Origin of the sequence: Acetobacterium sp., assembly GCF_039830195.1 — a bacterium.
Classification (GTDB): domain Bacteria; phylum Bacillota; class Clostridia; order Eubacteriales; family Eubacteriaceae; genus Acetobacterium.
Window position 1 is genome coordinate 40,548 of record NZ_JBDODG010000018.1, and the last position, 18,952, is coordinate 59,499.

Sequence of the window (18,952 nt, forward strand, 5' to 3'; positions counted from 1 at the left end):
TTTTTTAGGATCATAAAACTTTTGGCTTTGAAACCATGAGAGCCACTGCTTATCTTTCTTTGAACTGTTACAACTCTGGCAAGCCGGGATGATATTTGAAATAGTCAATCCCCCGCCGTTTGCCAGCGGGTCAAGGTGATCTTTCGTTAAATTACCAGATCCGCCGCAGTAAGCACAAGAATGTCCAAAATAAGATTTTGCCATTTCCCATTGTTTTTCTGTCAATTCGGACTCGCCACCATGGCGCTGGGCTTGTCCTGTATCAATGATCCGCTCTTTGGTCACTTCTTCATACTCAAAACCAAGGGCTCTTTTTAATAAAGCATTCTCGACTTGGCGATCAACAACTTCTTTGCCCTTTTTTAGGGACTCAGAAATCTCAGGATATTTGTTTTTCCAAGCATAAAGAGTTGTCGCAGTTATCCCAGTATTGTGGGCAATTTGTTCGTCTGTCAGCCCGTCCCGGGCCCATCCTTCAAGCAAGGTGAGACCGTCTTCTGTTAACCAATATTCATATTTTCCTTTAGCCACTGGCCTCACCTCCTTTTCTGGGCGCTAAAAAAGACACCGGTTTCCCGATGCCTATAACAACAATGATAACGCCGAACCCTATTAGGTGGTTGCCGATATCATCAGTTGTTTATTTCATTGTATCATAATAACACGATCTCATGGCTCATTGTGGCTCATGTTTTAAAATTTTCAATGCCTCATTGTGCAATCTCCTTACATGCTGGTAAGAGTATTTCATTTCACAGCATATTTGCTCAAGGTATAAACCGTCCACGTACTTGTAATAAAGCACCAGCTGCAATTTGTCATCAGGAACGGCGTCAATCGCTTTTCCGATCTCAGCCCTAACTTTTGTCGACTGCGATATTTTCTCTTGAATTTGACCCCGTATGTCTGAAATTTCAGCTATGCAGTCGTCAATCCCTAATCCACTTGATCCATGAACCACAACCGGCAACATATTATTGCGTCTTAGCTCTTGCCGGGTCATCTTTGCCAGGACTTTCTGGTCACTTTTATTATTGCTGTCATAATATTTAAAATGAACTGGCGCTGGGACTGTATTTGTCGCCCGGGATCGCCACCGCTCGGCTTCGGCTTCTAGGCGCTTAATCTGGTTCTCTAAGATCCGGTACCGGCTTAACCATTTTACTTTTTCTGTTCGTTCTTCAGGTGTCATAATTCCTCCATCTCAATCAAAAACGCAACGTTTGTTGCTACATGCCAAATATGGGGTAACCCACTCTCTGGATCAATACCCTCGCCTTCCAAGTAGGCCAGCCAATGCCGGTATAAAGCGTCCTTGTATCGTTGTGGTTCGACTGACATCCAATTATCATCGCTTTTGTACTTCGTCGCGCCATACTCACGGATAGCTGTCACGGCCCGGATCAGTGATGTTGGGGTCAAGGTTGGTCGTGGTTTACCGTTGTCTGCTTTTGCTGATTGGCTTGTGGCTGGGGGCTCCCAATTAAGATATGTACCCTCCCCACTACAACAACCTTCGCACGGTTCTTCTTTCGGTAGCGTTTTTGCCCATCTACAAACATAACAGCTTTTTTCGGGCTCTGGTTCGATTGGCAGCCACTTATCATAGCCATAACAACTTTTAGTGCATTTTATTTTTGACCCGTCATTGTTATCACAGTTATCACAGCTCTTTTCAATCCCTTCTTTTAATCCAAACACTTTCATGAAATTTTCTTTTATTTCTTCCCCTAACTTTTTCATCGCTTACACCTTTCGCACTCAAAAATACAAATCTCAATCGATCCCTTATAGTTCGGGCAATCTTCACAATCCATGTCGTCCGGCTCATCAGGGTGTTTCCAGATATCATATCCAAAATAAACATACAGTGTAGGAACCAAGACAACTAAGATTATCAATAAAATGTCTAAGGTCATCGCAGCCCTAACCTTTCTAATCCCTGCAATTGTCCATGCGTCAAGTCCTGGGATCTGGCCCGTTCGTTGTATTCGGCATAATTTACTTTGGCCCGTTTCTGTTCGGCTTTCGCTTTCCTTTTTTCGTCGTATCTTTTATTGATCCCCCACGGTCTACCGGTGTAATACTCCGAACACTCACTGCTGCAATGATGCTGGTTTGATGATCGCTGGATAAATTTCTTACCGCATTCACAAGTTGAATAAATAACATACTGCTCACACTCATCGCCCAGCACTGATATTAAATTCTTAGCTGTTCGAGGACTGTATTTGTTATGTCGTCTGATCGCTGAAATATGGTTCTGGTGTACCCCGGACCGCTTTGAGACTTCTGCGCCAGACAGACAATATTTTTCCATATATTGGTTTAATCGTTCTTGTAGGGTCATTATTTTTTCCTCACTTTCTCGATTCTTGCTTTCAAGCTTTCCAGCAGATCCCGCTGGGTAACGTGTTTCTCTTCCAGGGCGGCGGCGATATCTTCATCGCGGCCACCTTCTACAATCAGCCGATGGATAATAACTTTCTGCTGCTGCCCCTGGCGGTGTAGTCTTTTATTAGCCTGCTGATACAGTTCCAGTGACCAGTTAAGCCCAAACCAGATAATATGGTTCCCGCCATCTTGAAGGTTTAGGCCGTAGGCTGTACTGGCGGGGTGGGCAAGTAGGACATCAATCTTTCCGGCGTTCCAATCATCCTCATCCTGTGGGGTTTTAAATACCCGAACTTCCAGGCCGCTTTTTAATAGCGCTTTGGTGATCCGGTCCAGATCGTGCTTAAAACTATAAAACACGATGGCCGGTTTGCCGTTTAGTTCTTCAAGCAGTTCCAGGAACCGTTCGATCTTAGAACTGTGAATTTCATGAACGCCATGATCCTCGTCATAGATCGCGCCATTACAAAGCTGTTGAAGTTTATTTGATAATACTGCTGCACTGGTAGCATCCACGATGGTTTCCGGATCGACTTCTAACAACATCTTCTTTTCCATTTCCTTGTAGGCTGTTTTACCTTTGCCTTCCAGGATCACTGGGATATCATCCACAATTACGTCAGGCAGATCCAGATAATCCTCGGACTTCATGGAAATACAAAGACCTTGTAATTTATCCCGGATGGTGTCTTCAGCGCCGGGCTTGATGTTGTATCCAAAACCATAGGACTCATTGTCAAAATACCGGTTTCGATAAGCAGTAATGGTTTTGCCTAATCGCTCGCCCTGATCCAGTAAAAAGATCTGTGCCCATAGGTCAATATATCCTTTCGGGGCCGGTGTACCGGTTAACTCGATCAGACGGTCAATTTTAGGTCTGACACTTTTTAAAGCTTTGAACCGTTTGGCCTGGTGGCTTTTAAAACTGGATGCCTCATCAATGACCACCGTATCAAATGGCCAATCATTTCGGTAATAGTCAACCAGCCATTGGACATTTTCCCGGTTGGTAATGTAAATATCGGCGGGTAGATTTAAGGCTCTGATTCTCTGGGTCTGGCTGCCTAACACCTGGGATATTCTCAAAAGCTTCAGGTGCTGCCATTTATCCTTTTCCCGGTTCCAGGTTCCCTGGGCGACCTTCTTAGGTGCAATGATCAGGGTCTTGGTAATTGCGAACCGGTTGTATTTCAGATCATTAATCGCTGTTAAGGTGATTGAGGTCTTGCCTAATCCCATATCAAGCCATAGGGCCAGATTTTTATTGATGATCATCTGGTTAATGCAGTATCGCTGGTAGGCGTGGGGGTTAAACTGCTTCACGGCCACTCTCTCCAAAATTCTACCAGGCCGTTGATGGTTTCTTTATTATCGATCACAAAAACGTCACACCCAAGATCATGCAATTTCTTCATTTGGTTATTCTGATCTGGTCTGGTTTTGCAACCAGGGGCTTTCAGTTCTACAAAAACAATTCTTCCCCCGGGAAGACACACCAGTCTGTCTGGCACACCGTTGTTCCCGGGGCTGGTAAACTTAAAAGCCTTCCCACCAATTTCTTTAACCTTCTTTACCAGATATTGTTCAACTTCTTTTTCTCTCATAAATCAAACCTTCTTTCAAAATAGAGGTCTTAGAAAGTGTAACTGAAACAATGTAACGCGCGTATACGCGTATTTACGTACAGGCGGTACGTGTGCGCCCTCTATCTCCCTAATACCTCTATTTATTTTATTTATATAGATTAATGTTACAATGTTACAAAACCCTATAGCCCTTTATCTGCCTTGCTTTCAGGCGTAACATTGAATGTTACAATGTTGTTACAATGTTTCACTTCATTTTGTAACATTCTCTGAATGTTACAGTTTGTTTCAGCTGAATGTTTCAGCTTTTCAAACCCTCTTTGAACGCCATAAGATTTACCAAATCGCTGGGTGCTTTTACTCTTTTTCCACTCCTTTGCATTCTCAAGAACGTTGTTTATTTCTACCGTATCTTGTCTTTTCATGTATTTGAGATCCCCTCCCAAACACTCGCAAAATACTTCGGCGGCACACACTTTGTCTCTTTCAACCAAATCGCCGCTGCCCTGCGTCTGTTCGGTAGCCCAGAACATCCGACGCTCGTTAAGGTTTCTTTTCTCCCAGTTTGGTGGTACCTTCCTTTCAAGAAATTCCAGGATGATCCCTTCTTTAATACTGACTTCCCGGTGTCCTTCCTGAATCTCTTTAGCCATCGCCTCAATATCTCCGGACAAAAACAGTTTTTCGCCTAATTGCCAGGCCACATAAGCCTCAGCCCATATTTGGCTTACTTCAACTTTTAAGGTTGAAAATATATCTTTTGTCGGTTCCACGATGCCAACATCAACCGGCCAGAAACGGCGATTCCCGGTTCGATCTCTTAAATATTCATTATCGTTGGTGGTTCCAAAGAACACACAGCGCCGCGGGTAAATCCCGGTTCGGCGCCCATACGGTTCTCGATAGATATCTTCCGTTCGGCTTAGAAACTGCTTAACTGCGTTATTTTCTGACCGGGAAAGCCCGGTTAATTCACCTAGCTCATTAATCCAGATCCCCTGGATCATCTCACTGGCTTCTTTGCCTTCAAAGGTCTGTAAGCTGTCGGAATACCATTTGTGGCCTAATAGTCTTAAAAAGGTACTCTTGCCAATCCCCTGGGGTCCGCCCAGTATTGGCATGTAATCATATTTGGTACCTGGGATTATGGCTCTGGCCACGGCTGCGGCTAAACTCTTTCTAGCCACGGCCCGGGTGTAAATATTGTCCTCAGCGCCCAAATAATCAGTAAAAATAGTATCGAGACGCTTAACGCCATCCCAAGTCAAACCGGTCAGGTAGTCTTTCACGTCATTAAATTTATGCCGTTGTGAGCAGATTGTCATAGCAGCATAAAGCCGCTTATCAGATAGCTGGATCTTATAAACATGTTCCAGGTAGTGGAGCAGCCCCGCATCATCCGGGTCACTCCATGCCCGGCGTTCGCCCCGGACATCCCAAGGGAGGGATCCCATCGCTAAACCACGGTTGGCGAACTCATCGAAAGCCAGTTTGCCTTTAAGTCGGGGGTCGTTTTCCAGAATGATCAGCACGTTGTCAATTGTTTTAGTCGGTAAGCCGGTTGTCGGTGCCACTTCCATCTGGTTGATCCAGTCGAGGTTCTCTGGTTCTGGCAAAACGTTGGTGGTTCCCTCAACGGTTCCATTAATATTTACTTTGGAAAATTCTTCGGTTGCCTGTTCATAGCGTTCCTGATTCATCAGCCCAGTTACCGCTTGATCAGCGACCGCAAACTGACACATCGCCGTAAAACTTGGTAACCGGTTCGCCGGCGTTCCTGGCACGATGTTATCATCCTGATCGCCAAACTTATGCAGCCTTACCAGGTCAAACGCATTAACCAGCTTACCGCTGCAGGGGTCTGTTGCATGATGGGAGTATAAGAAAAGCCCATCCTCATAGACAACAGCGCCTCCGGTCGTTGATCCGCCGGTAAAGGTCAACCGGTTATCAGCGGTATCACAAGCAGCATATTCCCCAGGTATGAAAGTCTCAATTGCTTTATAGATGTCATAGGTTTTACAGAACGCACCCACAACACCTTTTTTAGTAGTCGGGTCTTCCTGCTTTTTAAGAAGTCGTTCATGCGCTTGATCCGTCCCTGGCACCACTGGCCACTCGGAAATATTTCGCCAATCGGTGTACATTCCCAGCATTCCATCTGTGTTAATTAGTGGATTATCCCAGACGTGGAACACATATTGACTGTCAGAGCAACACGACGGCCAGTACATTAAGCGCATTGACTGGAAGGTTGTCGGATCACAGAACTCAATGCCTAAAATACTGGCAAGCTTTCTGGCTATCGGCTCATACTCATCAGCGGTTGCCGTTCGGCTTAGCGGTGCCACAATTCGTAATCTCGGTTTAATTGCTTCATGTTTCCGGGTCGAATAAACCGCACAAGCAAAACCCATGGACCCGATCCGTTGTAAAATGCCGGTGGTACCTTCAGAGGGGATATTATCCATATCCAGCGTGATCAGATCCCGACCGATCACATGACCGGCCTTTCTGATGTTACCTTCCAGGGTTCCCCCCACAAAGCCCCCAACGTCCTTCAGATCGTCCTGGATGCCTTTGTTATAGTTCAGATATTGCTGTAAAGATTCCGCACTTCTAACAGGCGTTTTCAGCCGGTCAACGAATTCAGACCACATAAGCGTCTGTGGTGGCCAGGAGGTGGCTTTTCGGCTGCCTGCTGCGGAGATTGTTAGTTGTTTATCGTGATTCAATAGATAGCCCTCCTAGTCTTTTTTATAGTAGTTGGTAATATAACCTTCGGCGTTGAGTAAAAGCCCCGGCGCCCATTCAATGGGGGCGCCCATGATCGCGTTGATCCGTTCCAGATCCGCCTGTTCAACCGGGCAATCGATAATAACCTCATCGTGAACCGACATCACCACCTCATAACCCTCCTGGGCTAATCGATCAATGGCCACAGCCAAACAGTCCCGGGCGATTGCCTGGACAATGTTTTCCACCAGCTTACCGCCATAGGTCTGTTGAACACCCCATTTACCAGTTTTCTGGTCCATGCCCTGGTAGAATAACGCTGGCTTTTCCCATTGATTAGGGGCAAGAAAAGGTTTGACGTAGAATAGCTGCCTCCCGCTGGGTAGTCGTATTGTTAAAAAGTCCTGGTTATTTTCAAAATCACCTTCCCGGGCAAAGATAACACCCTTTACTCCGGTTGGCTGCCCGGTCTCCAAAACACCAATGGCGGCGTTGTCCATTTTGTACCAGAGATCCACGATCCGCCTGTTCGATCCCCGCCACCGGCTGACAATATCAGGCAGCTCATCCTCGGACAAGCCCATTTTAAGGGCGCCCATGGTGATCAGGGCGCCGGCCGCTCCCTGGTAACCCAGGGCCAGTTCTGCGATCTTTCCTTTTTGTCTGAGTGCATATTCCGGGTTGCCTTTTTTAATCTTTTCGAGCGGCACGCCGAACATGGCGCTGGCTGAAGCTTCATAGATCTTGCCGTGGGTGGCAAACACTTCCTGTCGCCACTGTTCGCCGGCTAACCAGGCAATGACCCGGGCTTCAATGGCACTGAAATCTGAAACGACAAACGTTCGCCCTTCAGAGGGGATAAACGCCGTCCGGATCAGCTGAGACAGTGTATCCGGGATATTTCCATAAACAATTTTTAAGGCGCCAATGTTTCTATCAATAACGCAATCCCGGGCATGATCCAGAGTATCCAGATAATTTCTTGGAAGGTTCTGCATTTGCACAAAGCGCCCCGCCCAGCGGCCCGTCCGGTTCGCTCCATAGAACTGCAAGAGTCCTCGGATCCGGTCATCGCCCATGACGGTCTCAACCATGGCCTGGTATTTCTTTACACTGGTTTTGGCGCTTTCCTGCCGGATCTCAAGCACCCGTTTATAGGCGCCGGTGGCTTTAACCATCAGCTCTGCAACGGTGGCTTTTTGGAGGTTATCCGTCTCAACGCCCTGAGTTTTCAACCAGTCGATCATTTGGGTAACGCTGTTCGGATTATCCAGTTCTGTGAGCTCCACGGCTTCACTTCTTAATTCGTCCATGACCACGTCATTACAATAAATAGCGCTGTTGATCAGGTCGGTGTTAACCCGGATGCCCCGGACATTCATCACCTGATCCAGATACCAGTAATACTGTTCTAAATTCGGCACCGGGAAGCCGGATAACCGCTTTTCAATCTCCATCTCCACGACAACATCCTGCACACAATAATCCTTGAACAACTCCCAGCGATCCGTGTCATGGTGCGGGAAATTCCGTGTTCGGCCACCATTTGATTTACTGGGTTTACACGGTACACAAAAATATTGAATCAGGGCTTTCCCCGACCGGTCTTTCTGCTTGTCATCCGGGAACCCTAAAGCCTTTGCTGTAACGCCCAGCCCTTTGGTGTAGCCGCAATAAAGGCCGTGGAACATTGTGCATTGCCACTGTAATAACCAGGTATTGCGGTTTTGAATATTAAAATGTTTCGATAAACAAAACCACTCAAAGGGGGCATTGTATGCGTGTTTGATAATGTTGGGATCAAAGAGAGCGCTTACAATCGAATCGGGCAACTGTTCCCCCTGAGCCAGATCAGCGATCTCAACCGGGGCGCCGTCCAGAGAGTAAGCAAAAAGAAGAACTTGAAAATTAGGGGACTCTACATATTTGTAGAGTCCCGATTTAGTAATATTTACATCGCTATAGGTTTCAATATCGATTGCTAGATGCCTCATATCCCATACACGCCCCCGATAGGAAGCCCGGTGATCGGATCAATTTGCTGTGGAGCGGGTTGCTGTTGATATCCTTGTTGGTAACCTTGCTGCACTGGTGGTGCCTGGTATGTTTGGGGCGGCGCCTGGTATCCTTGTTGAGGTTGACCGCCTAATTGATCGGGCCACTGGCTATTCTGCTGTGCTTGCGCCACACTGGCGAAATCATTAGCCGCGGTAGTCCGTCCGCCTAATGGCTCCCCGTCCGCGACCTTGGCGACGTTATTTAGGCCAATTCCAATACCTTTGTTTCCGCTAGCTGCATAAGGGAAGAAATTAAGTGATACCAGGGCGTAGATACCAGAGTAGATCTGCGATTCGTTTAAGATTCTTTCAAGACCTGGATAATTGACCACTTCAGGCGCATTCTTACTGGATGCCGTAAAGACCCAATGCCCTTTACACTCAGGTCCAAATGCTTCGCCATTAGGTCGCACCCCGTCACCGTCATGGATTGACAGATTAATTTTTGGAGGGCGAACGCCGTTCCAGCTCTTGGTGATGCCCAGTTCAATGGCTGCATTAATGGCGGCGTCAATGGCGGCTTTTGTGGCCACATCGGATTTAGGCAGCAGCATGGTGGTTGAATACTTTGGCTCTTGACCTGGCTGATTTGAATAAGGCTGGAATAAATGAGGGAATGTCAATCTTACCTGTCCGGTTACTACTTGCGTTGGTTGTTTCATAATTTTATTTCTCCTTAAGATTTATTAATTATTTTTTCAATTTGGTCTAACTGCAAGGCCTCTATGTAGGCCAACTCACCACGATCCATGGTTTATACTTGAGTGTTTGCAAAGTCTGTCTTTGCATCATTTTTCAGGGTTAAGGGTTCTCGCTTATCGGTTGCTTTTGCCAGCGCCGGCTTTCCGGGTGGCTTTACCACAAACTCAGATAAAGCGGTATTAAATTCTTTCTTACCTAAAAGAGTCTCTGTTTCAGTCAGTGTGATCGGCTTTCTGATATAGAGGACTTCTTCTTTAGCCAGCCCCTTTGTCGTCAGCTCTTTAAAGGCGGCATCAACATCGGTAAAGCATCGATTAGACCGCCCTTCCACAGCTTTCCATCCGGGAACAGTCTCGCCGGCTAAACACATTTTTAAAGCGTGTTCTTTCAGATCCTCCGCCCACTTTGCCAGATCCTGGGCTTTTAATAACAGATCTCCAACTTCTTCATTACTGAGTAAAGGGGGTAATTTCCCTTTGAAATCTTCCAGTGCCGTGTTGGTTACGCTCCGGGCCCTGCACACCGCTTTGGCCCGGCAGAATCGGCAATGATCGCCCGGGATAAACTCACCCTCACCCTTGAACGCCTGCTGGGCTAAAGGCTTAACAAAAGCATTACCCCAGTTTAATAAAGTTTCGGCTTCCATTGCGTCTACAGAAATATTATCCAGTCTCGGTTGAAAAATCACCATTTGGACACTTTTGATCGCATAGATGAAGTCATATTCTTTAAGAGCGCCCAGCGCATACAAGCGCATCTGAGGGTTTTTCTCAGCCGATACCGGCACCCCTTTACCATATTTAAGGTCAATAATGTGAAGCGTATCACCGCTGATTAAAATACAGTCGGCCGTGCCAAATCCCTCAGGGGCATAGGATGAAAAGTCCACTTTTTTTTCTATTGTAATAGTCGGTTGAGACGGGTATCGCAAAGCAGTTTCCTTGATATAATCCAGGTATTCGTCTGTATAATCCTCCATTTCTTTGGTGTAGAGTGGATCTGCCTTGATCTTGTTATGGCGTTTCGTGAAAGTCATTTTTGACATCGGGGTAAAATATTTTTGCAGTTTCAGCTCACCCAGCGCATGAGCCAGCGTGCCTTCGGCTGCGGCTTCACTGGTTGAGTCTGGGAAATCCTGTTCTAAGCGGGCGCTCGGTGGGCAATTAAGCCACCGCGACGCCCCGCTTGCATTAAGCAGCGCATGACTCATAATTTCGCCCCCATTTGTCGCAATTCATTTGCGAAGGCTCCATACATTTCTTTAGGCAACTGCATCAAGGAAGGGGCATTAAAGCGGTTCAATAGCGCTCTGACTGCGTCCATTTTACCGGCATCCACTAAAGAGGTCATCGCCACCGCCAACTGTTCATTGGTGTAATTCACATCCGATGTTGGAATCCCGGCAGGAGGTGTTTGAATCGGTTGCTGCACTGGTTGCTGTATTGGCTGATCCACGGGAACCGTTACCGGCGAGGCCATCTGTTGAGGGGCCGGCGCATATACTGTCGGGGGATCTTGGTTAGCAGGTGGCGCTTGCAAGGGTTGTTGAATCGGCTGGGCTGCACTACCTATCTTTATATCCTGCAGCACATGAGGGCTAGCCATCCCCTTTAACGCTTCCACCAAACTTTCTAATCCTGGGATATTTACTGTAATTTCAATCATTTATTTTTTCTCCTTTTTTAATTTCATAATCGTCTTCATCTACAAAAGACACTCTTTCAATTGCGAACTTGATCATATTTGAAGCGGCTTTTTGAACCGAAATCCCGGCTTCATGCGCCACTTTGACAATCTCGTTATAGGAATCGCCATCAACCCGAATAACCTCACTTTTGGCTAATGACTTAGCTTTGCTTTGTCTCACAAATATTAGTTGATCAGCCATTTAAACCCCTTTCTTTTTTAACCTGTTTGAAACATCTCTGAATTCTACAATACCGACAACAGATGAGTTTTTACTTTTGTACTTCAGAATCACACCGTTTGACGTGGGCTCAAATCCCAGAATATCAATCTTTTTATTTTTCATGAATTTCAAGTAAGGTTGTTCAGCGATCATTGCCGTTTCGCCGGTTGCAGTTACCACCGGTATCAATTTCCGGTATAAAGAACCAGATCCACGAGGTTCTTCAAAATGATAATTTTCTCTAAGTCGTTCCGCTTCTTCAATTGTTATCATTTTGCCCCCGATCTTTCCATCGCCTTGTCCAGTCTTGTCAGCATCCAACCGTTGACCCGGAACAGATGCCCGCCGGCAAAGCCCTCAACAACCTTGATGTCATGACAGCCAGGTCTTGAATAAACAAGTCCTTTATCCTTCTTGCCGTTATAGCCGTTCGCTTCCAGGATCTCCTTGATCCGTTCGGTAGATAAAGTATGATCAATTGCTTGATCAGCACAAATTTCCATCAATTTACCCCCTCAAAATACTCTGGGTGGTTATGTCGTAAATAATTCCAGCATTCCCCTGCTGACATCGAATTAATCAGCTTTCCATCTTTCATGATCCGTTTCTTGCTCGGATACTGGCTCGGCCAGGACTCATAACCCAATTCTGTTAAAATGTCATTTAATGATTTACTCAATTTGCAATATCCTCCAATTCGTGATATATTTGTAATAACTATTTTTGTAACGGCTCCAAACATCGACTGCAATCGATTGGAGTCTTTTTCATTTAACCCCACACTTCTTTTTGTATACTGTGTATCCCCCGACGGCTACATCATGGTCGCCAGCGTCGTGTGGTTTGCGTTCCTTGTCAAAGCAATCCCAAAATTGGACATCTGTGATAGTGGTAAATTCACAACCGTCAACTGACATCAATCTTTCATGAAGATTTTTACAATAACCTCCCCAAAGTAAATGAGGACAGAATTTATAATCTCCATTGCACCATTTCCCCTTAGGCGGTATCAACAATGTCTGAGCCTCTGGTACATATGGCGCATATTTTTTAGCGGCCTGTTCAAGGCGATACTTAACGTGTTCATGTTCTTCACATATTTGTTCAGGTGTCATTTCGTACCCTCCTTCTTAACAACCTGCAGTTTATAACCCAGTGCTTCGAGAACCATTTGTAATCCATCAACGCGCGGTACTGAAATCCCTTTCTCCCATTTGTGAATTGCTGTATTTGAAATTCCTGACATCTTTTCAAGATCCCTTAAACTAAGATCCTGGGTTTCTCGTAAAGACGATATCACGAGGCCAGCATTCATCTGCCACCTCCACAATAACTGGGTCGCTGTCTGGCCCGTTGATCCAATTCGACCTGAGCTTTAAACTTATCTGAATCACCCTGTTTTTCAGCGAAATAATGACCAACTTCCCGGTTGATCTTCCTGGTGTTAAGCATCTGGTTCTGTTGGTCGTATGTCAGGTTACTCATTTCTTCACCCGCGGTGTTATATCCACAGCCTGGCCGACGATCACACCGACGAACAAGCCAACCAGCAACGCTGATAAATATCCAAAAATCATTTACTTACCTCCATTTCATTTTTCAATCCTGCGATCTTGCTCTGTAGCCGCACATTCTCATCATTGGCCCGGGTCTCACGCTCTTTAATGGTTTTGAGTTGTTTTAAGAAACTAGATCTTAACTCCTGTGTTTCTTCCGTGTGTTTGATTCTCAGATCACGAATATCTGAAACCAGTTCACATAACGCTTTACCGGCATCCACATGGCTTTTAGCATATTCAGCATGAAGATCGTTGATGTCTTTTAGCAGTTCGGTGTTTTCTTCCTGCAGCAGTTTGATCTCACCGCACCGGCAGCCATCGCCAAGGCTATCCTCAGCTTCTTGCAATATGTACTTCAGTGCCTCGATTTCGGCTCTTAATAGCCGGTTGTAATCTTTAAGTTCATGTTTTTTCATTGTGTTCGATCCTCCAATTGTTTTTGAAACAGTTTCCTTTTCCACTCCGGCAATCGTTCCGGCAATACTTTAATGTTCCGGTCCCCCAGCACCACATAAGGAAATGTGGGGTCGCTATGGATTAGACCGTAAACACAGTTGATACCAACGCCAAGGACCTTAGCAGCCTCCTTGACAGATAACAGTTCTTTTTGCATTAGATTGGCTCCTTTCTAACTTTTCATTACATTATTTGTTGTTTTCATGACATCGCCGTAGTTTCTTTTTGTTCCTACTCCTATACTTAAGTTATCAGCGTCGCACCGCTGAAATTTAGGAAAGGAGGTGAATAGTAATGTTAAAACCATTTACAGGCCACTGTCCAACGTTTGATGAGGATCGGACGATTATGGTTTATTTCAAACCCTTTAATGTGCTTGGCGGAGATTCACCAGTACATAAAGCCGCAACACATGACTGCGATGATGTTAATGAGTGCAAAATTGGCAATTGTCCGATATTTTTAAAAGCGGCTAAAACCAGAGTTTAATCTATAAGCTACTCTTTATCCTTGCCCGATGAGAGTAGCTTTTTTCTACCATGTCGGATTTTCATTCCGGTAAACTTGATCACTTCGTCTAAGTTGTCGAATGCATAAAATTCACATTCTCCCAAATAAAGTAATGGGCAGAACGTACAGGCTTCACCTAAGCTGGCGGGTCTGCTGTCTGATGATTGATCAAACAATGCGTTATAGTGTCGCATCAAGCAAACCAATGATATTAAACTAATTTCTGTTGTATCGTTGATATCTCTACCTTTTAGTGACTCAATCTGTTCGTCCAATTTTTTAATCATCATCCCGGTATCGTCCGGCTGACCTTCTATCGCTTTTAAAGCTGCGTCTTTCTTTTCTTCAAAAGACATTTTGAAATATGGATTGTCCTCCATTTTGATTTTCCCCCATGCTTGCATTTTCATTTAATTTATTCCTTTCTTTAATATACTGAATTCGCAGCAGTAACTTGTTCTCGTATCTGTTTCCCTAATTCATTTAAGTCACTTATTAAGTGACTTTCTTTGCAAAAAAAATCTCCACTGGGTTTTCGATCTTCAGAATCGAAATCATTTGTTCTATTTCATCGGAATCGAAAACACCTTTTTTCATCTTTAAATGAAAAGTTTTCGGCGTAATACCAAGGATATCAGCCATTTGCGCCTGTGTTAAGCCATTGGCAATGATGCGTCCTTTGAGCTCATTCACGAGAATCATTTCACCACCTCCTGTCACTTTTAATGTGACTTTATGATACACCGCATTAAGTCTCGTGTCAAGTAACTTTTTCAATTTTTAGTAACATTTTTGTTGCATTTTATGTTATTTCCGTATATAATGCAAATTATAAAAATAAGGAGGCGGAATCATGATCGGTGCTAGAATAAGATTAAAGAGAAAAGAAAATGGATATACTCTCGAAGAAGTAGCTCAAAAACTCGGTGTCAGCAAACAGACTGTCCAGCGTTACGAAACTGGTGTGATTGCCAATATACCATCTGATAAAATAGAATTGTTGTCAGAATTATTTAACACTACTCCCGCTTATCTCATGGGCTGGGACGCCAACGTCGAAAAAGTACCGATGGATACCGACACAATCACCATCAAAGTATATGGATCGGTTCCAGCAGGTCAACCGCTTGAGTGTGTTGAGGACATTATCGGGCATGAAGAGATTCCAGCGTCATGGACCCGTTTCGGCAAAGAATTTATTGCCCTAGTCGTTAAAGGTGACAGCATGTACCCGAAATATTTTGAAGGTGATACCGTAATCATTGAAATCACGCCTGATTGCAATAGTGGCCAGGACGCTGTCGTCTATGTCAATGGTTACGATGCCACCCTCAAAGAAGTTCACAAGAATGATGATGGATCTGTTACTCTAAAGCCTTTCAACCCGGAATACCCACCTAAAACTTATCAACCCGGAAAAGATGGTGTTACGATCCTCGGAGTGGTCAAAGAGTTAAGACGAAAAATGTAAATCCATTGCAATGCTTTTCAGCATGATCTATAATAAACTTATCTTATTTAGGAGGTAAGTTGTTATGAAATTTTGTTCAGAATGCGGCGCAAATGTTGAGGGAAAGAAATTTTGCTCAGAGTGTGGCGCACCCGTTGTAAAAACAGACCCGGCTAAAGAGACTCCCAAGGCGGCTATCAAAAGCCCTGACCAGAAAGAAGAAACGAAACGAAAAATAAGACGGAATAACTGGATCACATTAGGCATTGTTTTGGCTGTCGTACTACTCGCATCGATGTGGGCCAACGTCATGAATACTCCGGCCAGCGGTTCGTCGCCAAAATCACAAACTACTCAACAAACGGCAGTCAAAGAGATTTCCGAACCTGATTTCAAAGCCGCTTGTGTCGCCCAACCTTATAATGATCTAGCCAGAACTCCCGACAGTTATAAAAATATGAAACTTGTTATCACTGGTAAAGTCGTTCAGGTAATGGAAAAATCAAACGGTGCTCAATATAGAATAGCCATTGACGATAATTATGATCAGATGTTTTACGTTGATTATACGGGCGCATTCGGTCAAGGTAGAATACTAGAGGATGACACAGTTACGTTGTGGGGAACTTATGTCGGCCTGATGTCCTATAATTCAACTCTCGGCGGCAAAATAACAATACCCTCATTAATTGCTAAATATTACCAAATCAATTAAATAAAAAACCGCCCTCATGCTACGAACATGAGAACGGCTTTACACATACCGGGATATAAATCGCGATATACAGTTCGTTAATATTATACTTTATATCCCGGAGTTTTACAACTACCGGGCATTTTTATGCCCTAAATTAAGGAGGTTAAAGAATGGCAAGATCAAAGTATAAGAAAAAAAATATCAACGGCACAGATTATTTTTTTCATAAACTTTACAGTGAAAAGTTTCAGACCGGTTACAAGTACATCTATGGTAAAACCGAACAGGAATTGAAAGACAAGATTAAATCCGCTGAAGATCAGCTACAATCCGGGATTCTCCGCAATGTTAAAACCTTTGGCGACGCATTCACTTTGTGGTTTAACAATGTCTGCATTGTAGATAAAAAGCCTGGATCAATCGACCGGTACCATGGGACGATGGAGAATCACATTAAGAAAACAAAGATGTGGGAAACAAAGATAGCTGTCATGGACTCCATGACCATTCAAGAAGCCTACAAAGAGCTCATAGCGGACAAAAGAACTGTTGATACCATCCGGACAGTCCATAAATTAATCTCCCCATTTATGCGGTATATGTACAACAACGGATATACTATAAGAGACTTTTCCAAAGCAGTTATCCTTCCAAAGCCAACAGCCACAGAACAGCTAGCAAAGATAAAACAGTCTGATGTCCGCCCAATGACAAAAGATGAACAGCTGCGATTCATTAAGCAGATCCGGGGGCACCACTTTGAAGCACTGTATCTGGTGTCTATCGATATGGGGCTCCGACAAGGCGAATCTTTTGCTTTAACCTGGAAGGATATTGATTTCGATGAGAATACAATCGATATTTACAAAACATATAAAAGAGTCAAAAATATCGAAACACTAAAATATGAGGATTTAGTGGGCCCACCTAAGTCGATGAACAGCATCCGGAAATTGAACATCCCAAAGCGGACCGGGGGAATATTGAAAGCTTACAAAGTTACTCAAGCCGAAATGCTACTAAGGTGCCGGATCGCTCAAAACGATAACACCCTTGTCTTTTCCAACCAGATCGGTGGGTTTCTGGATCGGACCTATGTTACTCGAAAACTAAGAGAACAATTTGCACTTTGCGGGATTGACAAAGAAAAGCGTTTCCACGATCTCAGGCACACCTATGCAACCCGATTGTTTGAGCTGGGGCAGGAACCAAAAGTGATGCAAAAATTATTAGGTCATAGCGATTTGAGCACGACCATGGAGACCTATACTCACGTAATGGACAGCATGAAAAAAGAGACTATCTCAGTAATAGACAGTCTCTATGATATCATTTAATAGGTAAAGCTGTAGGTAAAATGTTAAGCCGGATGTTAAAAAGTGAGGTATGGAGCGGAAGACGAGATTCGAACTCGCGACCCCCGGCTTGGGAAGCCAGTGCTCTACCACTGAGCCACTTCCGCAACGGTACTATTATAACAATTAATTTATCAGACTGCAAGGATTTAATTATCGCAATGCTATTTTTTTATTGGATCGTCTCCCCAACCCGCAAGGCTAAAACATCACTTCGACTACATCATTTTAGTTGATATAATGTTTCTTGGTTTTTCAGCATCTGATTTTTTATCCCACGGCAGGATATCGCCTTCATCTTTTAGATAATCCAGAATCTCCCAGATCCCTTCGCCGGTATAAGAACTGACCTCAAATATTTTTTGACAGCCGGTTAACTCAAGCCAGTCTACTGCCTGCTTAACATTAGCGTCTGGGGCGTCAATTTGAGTTACAATGCCAATAACTGGACGATTACAAACCCCAGTGACACAAGGCGGATAGAGAGAATAGGGTTCCGTGGCGCTGATCAGCAAGGCTACAATATCTGATTCATATGAGTAAAGCGCTAACGCACGAGCTAAGCTGCTATTTTCTGCATACTCTCCAGGTGTATCGATCACCACATCGTAATGATTGACATACTGAGTTTTTTCGTAACGAATTTCTTTTCCTTTTAATGCTTGTCTTAAGGTGGTTTTTCCACATTCACTTCTGCCGACTAATATCATTTTTTTCATGTTATGCCTTCATTCTCAGGTTTTTGTTATCTCGCAAATTGTAAATTTTAAGGTATTCTGCAAATAGGCCAAAATAGTTTTGATAGCTGACTCTACTTCTGATATTCTTCCGGTAAACATCAGCGTGCCGCTGAATCGGTCAATAAATCCCATATCTATAACCGATGTTTTTATAGCTAAATCTCCGGCAATAACGGATACTTCTGATGGTGTCATGCTCAGTATCCCGATGGCTGCTTTCTGATAATCGACACTGGGATTCAAACCCAGTTTTTTATAGACAATTTCATCTGGACTGGCAATGATATGAGCTAACGTTACTTGTTTCCCCGGAACTGTTTCCTGAATAATTCTCAGTTTTCCTTCATTCATGTTTAGTATATTTTCCACAATAACGCCTCCTTTTCTCTATTTCTTTATATCCATTTAATATTACTGCATAATTATATCATTTTAATCAGAAAATAAAATGGAATTGTCTGGTTTTTAATAGTATTTTTTTTATAATTTCATGTAATATTTCAGTCTTCTCAACTTGTTAATCAAAAACAGGCGCAAAAAAACCGCATTATCTGCGGTTAAATTATAAAAATTGGTGACCCATGGGCGACTTGAACGCCCGACACCCTGATTAAAAGTCAGATGCTCTACCAACTGAGCTAATGGGTCATAAGATATTTAGTTTTTATTTGTCTTCAAACGATTGTGTAATGCTCAAGTTTGCCTAACTAAGTGATTCACACCAAATCAAAGATTTGGGTTCTCTACTTATACCAACTGAGCTAATGGGTCATGCTGTATTAAAGGTTCGTATTTTCAATA

Annotated in this window: 27 protein-coding genes, 2 tRNA genes and 1 pseudogene; 4 read left to right on the top strand and 26 right to left on the bottom strand. The window is 44.0% G+C overall.

Annotation, left to right across the window (positions count from 1 at the left end):
• Positions 1 to 60: 60 nt before the first annotated feature.
• The 20 genes and pseudogenes from ABGU93_RS06725 to ABGU93_RS06820 all read right to left on the bottom strand — a co-directional run.
• Positions 61 to 204, bottom strand: a pseudogene (locus tag ABGU93_RS06725) (HNH endonuclease); the annotation flags it as partial.
• Positions 205 to 676: 472 nt separating this feature from the next.
• On the bottom strand, positions 677 to 1,192 hold the full coding sequence (locus tag ABGU93_RS06730; RefSeq protein ID WP_347412707.1) for a DUF1492 domain-containing protein: 516 nt from the start codon (positions 1,190 to 1,192) through the stop codon (positions 677 to 679).
• Positions 1,189 to 1,743: a dATP/dGTP diphosphohydrolase domain-containing protein gene (locus ABGU93_RS06735; protein WP_347412708.1), complete on the bottom strand. Its 555-nt coding sequence runs from the start codon at positions 1,741 to 1,743 to the stop codon at positions 1,189 to 1,191. Before ABGU93_RS06735 ends, ABGU93_RS06730 begins: the two co-directional genes overlap by 4 nt.
• A 172-nt stretch (positions 1,744 to 1,915) precedes the next feature.
• Positions 1,916 to 2,350: a helix-turn-helix transcriptional regulator gene (locus ABGU93_RS06740; protein ID WP_347412709.1), complete on the bottom strand. Its 435-nt coding sequence runs from the start codon at positions 2,348 to 2,350 to the stop codon at positions 1,916 to 1,918.
• Complete coding sequence (locus ABGU93_RS06745) at positions 2,350 to 3,717, bottom strand: DEAD/DEAH box helicase (protein WP_347412710.1); 1,368 nt, start codon at positions 3,715 to 3,717, stop codon at positions 2,350 to 2,352. The genes ABGU93_RS06740 and ABGU93_RS06745 overlap by 1 nt, the downstream gene beginning before the upstream one ends.
• Positions 3,714 to 3,998, bottom strand: coding sequence for a VRR-NUC domain-containing protein (locus tag ABGU93_RS06750; protein WP_347412711.1), 285 nt, complete (start codon positions 3,996 to 3,998; stop codon positions 3,714 to 3,716). Before ABGU93_RS06750 ends, ABGU93_RS06745 begins: the two co-directional genes overlap by 4 nt.
• 164 nt (positions 3,999 to 4,162) lie before the next feature.
• A complete protein-coding gene (locus ABGU93_RS06755; protein ID WP_347412712.1) occupies positions 4,163 to 6,715 on the bottom strand; it encodes a virulence-associated E family protein in 2,553 nt (850 codons plus the stop codon).
• 12 nt (positions 6,716 to 6,727) lie between these two features.
• Positions 6,728 to 8,710, bottom strand: a complete 1,983-nt coding sequence (locus ABGU93_RS06760) for a DNA polymerase (RefSeq protein ID WP_347412713.1) — start codon at positions 8,708 to 8,710, stop codon at positions 6,728 to 6,730.
• Entirely contained in the window at positions 8,707 to 9,435 is a 729-nt protein-coding gene (locus ABGU93_RS06765) for a DUF2815 family protein (RefSeq protein ID WP_347412714.1), read from the bottom strand. Before ABGU93_RS06765 ends, ABGU93_RS06760 begins: the two co-directional genes overlap by 4 nt.
• A 92-nt stretch (positions 9,436 to 9,527) precedes the next feature.
• On the bottom strand, positions 9,528 to 10,685 hold the full coding sequence (locus ABGU93_RS06770) for a DUF2800 domain-containing protein (protein WP_347412715.1): 1,158 nt from the start codon (positions 10,683 to 10,685) through the stop codon (positions 9,528 to 9,530).
• A complete protein-coding gene (locus ABGU93_RS06775) occupies positions 10,682 to 11,140 on the bottom strand; it encodes a hypothetical protein (protein WP_347412716.1) in 459 nt (152 codons plus the stop codon). The genes ABGU93_RS06770 and ABGU93_RS06775 overlap by 4 nt, the downstream gene beginning before the upstream one ends.
• A complete protein-coding gene (locus ABGU93_RS06780; RefSeq protein WP_347412717.1) occupies positions 11,133 to 11,363 on the bottom strand; it encodes a hypothetical protein in 231 nt (76 codons plus the stop codon). Before ABGU93_RS06780 ends, ABGU93_RS06775 begins: the two co-directional genes overlap by 8 nt.
• Positions 11,364 to 11,657, bottom strand: a complete 294-nt coding sequence (locus ABGU93_RS06785; RefSeq protein ID WP_347412718.1) for a hypothetical protein — start codon at positions 11,655 to 11,657, stop codon at positions 11,364 to 11,366.
• Positions 11,654 to 11,887, bottom strand: a complete 234-nt coding sequence (locus ABGU93_RS06790; protein WP_347412719.1) for a hypothetical protein — start codon at positions 11,885 to 11,887, stop codon at positions 11,654 to 11,656. Before ABGU93_RS06790 ends, ABGU93_RS06785 begins: the two co-directional genes overlap by 4 nt.
• Positions 11,887 to 12,063, bottom strand: a complete 177-nt coding sequence (locus ABGU93_RS06795; RefSeq protein ID WP_347412720.1) for a hypothetical protein — start codon at positions 12,061 to 12,063, stop codon at positions 11,887 to 11,889. The genes ABGU93_RS06790 and ABGU93_RS06795 overlap by 1 nt, the downstream gene beginning before the upstream one ends.
• 88 nt (positions 12,064 to 12,151) lie before the next feature.
• Positions 12,152 to 12,499 carry a hypothetical protein gene (locus tag ABGU93_RS06800; protein WP_347412721.1) on the bottom strand — a complete coding sequence of 116 codons (348 nt, stop codon included), beginning with the start codon at positions 12,497 to 12,499 and terminating at the stop codon, positions 12,152 to 12,154.
• Positions 12,496 to 12,699: a helix-turn-helix transcriptional regulator gene (locus tag ABGU93_RS06805; protein WP_347412722.1), complete on the bottom strand. Its 204-nt coding sequence runs from the start codon at positions 12,697 to 12,699 to the stop codon at positions 12,496 to 12,498. Before ABGU93_RS06805 ends, ABGU93_RS06800 begins: the two co-directional genes overlap by 4 nt.
• Positions 12,696 to 12,869: a hypothetical protein gene (locus tag ABGU93_RS06810; protein ID WP_347412723.1), complete on the bottom strand. Its 174-nt coding sequence runs from the start codon at positions 12,867 to 12,869 to the stop codon at positions 12,696 to 12,698. The genes ABGU93_RS06805 and ABGU93_RS06810 overlap by 4 nt, the downstream gene beginning before the upstream one ends.
• 88 nt (positions 12,870 to 12,957) lie before the next feature.
• Positions 12,958 to 13,359, bottom strand: coding sequence for a hypothetical protein (locus ABGU93_RS06815; RefSeq protein ID WP_347412724.1), 402 nt, complete (start codon positions 13,357 to 13,359; stop codon positions 12,958 to 12,960).
• Positions 13,356 to 13,556: a hypothetical protein gene (locus ABGU93_RS06820; protein ID WP_347412725.1), complete on the bottom strand. Its 201-nt coding sequence runs from the start codon at positions 13,554 to 13,556 to the stop codon at positions 13,356 to 13,358. Before ABGU93_RS06820 ends, ABGU93_RS06815 begins: the two co-directional genes overlap by 4 nt.
• Before the next feature lie 137 nt (positions 13,557 to 13,693).
• On the opposite strand from ABGU93_RS06820, the gene ABGU93_RS06825 reads away from it, so the two are divergent.
• The gene (locus ABGU93_RS06825; protein ID WP_347412726.1) at positions 13,694 to 13,888 is read left to right on the top strand and encodes a hypothetical protein; all 195 of its coding nucleotides are present in this window, start codon (positions 13,694 to 13,696) and stop codon (positions 13,886 to 13,888) included.
• 8 nt (positions 13,889 to 13,896) lie between these two features.
• Here ABGU93_RS06825 and ABGU93_RS06830 read toward each other — a convergent pair whose 3' ends face one another.
• On the bottom strand, positions 13,897 to 14,319 hold the full coding sequence (locus ABGU93_RS06830) for a hypothetical protein (protein WP_347412727.1): 423 nt from the start codon (positions 14,317 to 14,319) through the stop codon (positions 13,897 to 13,899).
• An 85-nt stretch (positions 14,320 to 14,404) separates the two neighbouring features.
• Positions 14,405 to 14,653, bottom strand: a complete 249-nt coding sequence (locus ABGU93_RS06835; RefSeq protein ID WP_347412728.1) for a helix-turn-helix domain-containing protein — start codon at positions 14,651 to 14,653, stop codon at positions 14,405 to 14,407.
• 109 nt (positions 14,654 to 14,762) lie between these two features.
• Between ABGU93_RS06835 and ABGU93_RS06840 the strand changes: the two genes are divergently transcribed.
• From ABGU93_RS06840 to ABGU93_RS06850, 3 genes are all read left to right on the top strand, one after another.
• The gene (locus ABGU93_RS06840) at positions 14,763 to 15,380 is read left to right on the top strand and encodes an XRE family transcriptional regulator (protein ID WP_347412729.1); all 618 of its coding nucleotides are present in this window, start codon (positions 14,763 to 14,765) and stop codon (positions 15,378 to 15,380) included.
• A 64-nt stretch (positions 15,381 to 15,444) separates the two neighbouring features.
• On the top strand, positions 15,445 to 16,074 hold the full coding sequence (locus ABGU93_RS06845; RefSeq protein ID WP_347412730.1) for a hypothetical protein: 630 nt from the start codon (positions 15,445 to 15,447) through the stop codon (positions 16,072 to 16,074).
• 152 nt (positions 16,075 to 16,226) lie between these two features.
• The gene (locus ABGU93_RS06850) at positions 16,227 to 17,393 is read left to right on the top strand and encodes a site-specific integrase (RefSeq protein ID WP_347412731.1); all 1,167 of its coding nucleotides are present in this window, start codon (positions 16,227 to 16,229) and stop codon (positions 17,391 to 17,393) included.
• Between the two features lie 50 nt (positions 17,394 to 17,443).
• Here the strand turns inward: ABGU93_RS06850 and ABGU93_RS06855 are convergent.
• The 4 genes from ABGU93_RS06855 to ABGU93_RS06870 all read right to left on the bottom strand — a co-directional run bounded on the left by ABGU93_RS06855 (position 17,444) and on the right by ABGU93_RS06870 (position 18,799).
• Positions 17,444 to 17,518 (bottom strand) — tRNA-Gly (locus ABGU93_RS06855).
• A 111-nt stretch (positions 17,519 to 17,629) separates the two neighbouring features.
• Positions 17,630 to 18,130, bottom strand: coding sequence for a EutP/PduV family microcompartment system protein (gene eutP / locus ABGU93_RS06860; protein WP_347412732.1), 501 nt, complete (start codon positions 18,128 to 18,130; stop codon positions 17,630 to 17,632).
• A gap of 15 nt (positions 18,131 to 18,145) precedes the next feature.
• The gene (locus tag ABGU93_RS06865) at positions 18,146 to 18,502 is read right to left on the bottom strand and encodes a BMC domain-containing protein (RefSeq protein ID WP_347412733.1); all 357 of its coding nucleotides are present in this window, start codon (positions 18,500 to 18,502) and stop codon (positions 18,146 to 18,148) included.
• Positions 18,503 to 18,723: 221 nt separating this feature from the next.
• Positions 18,724 to 18,799 (bottom strand) — tRNA-Lys (locus ABGU93_RS06870).
• Positions 18,800 to 18,952: the final 153 nt, after the last annotated feature.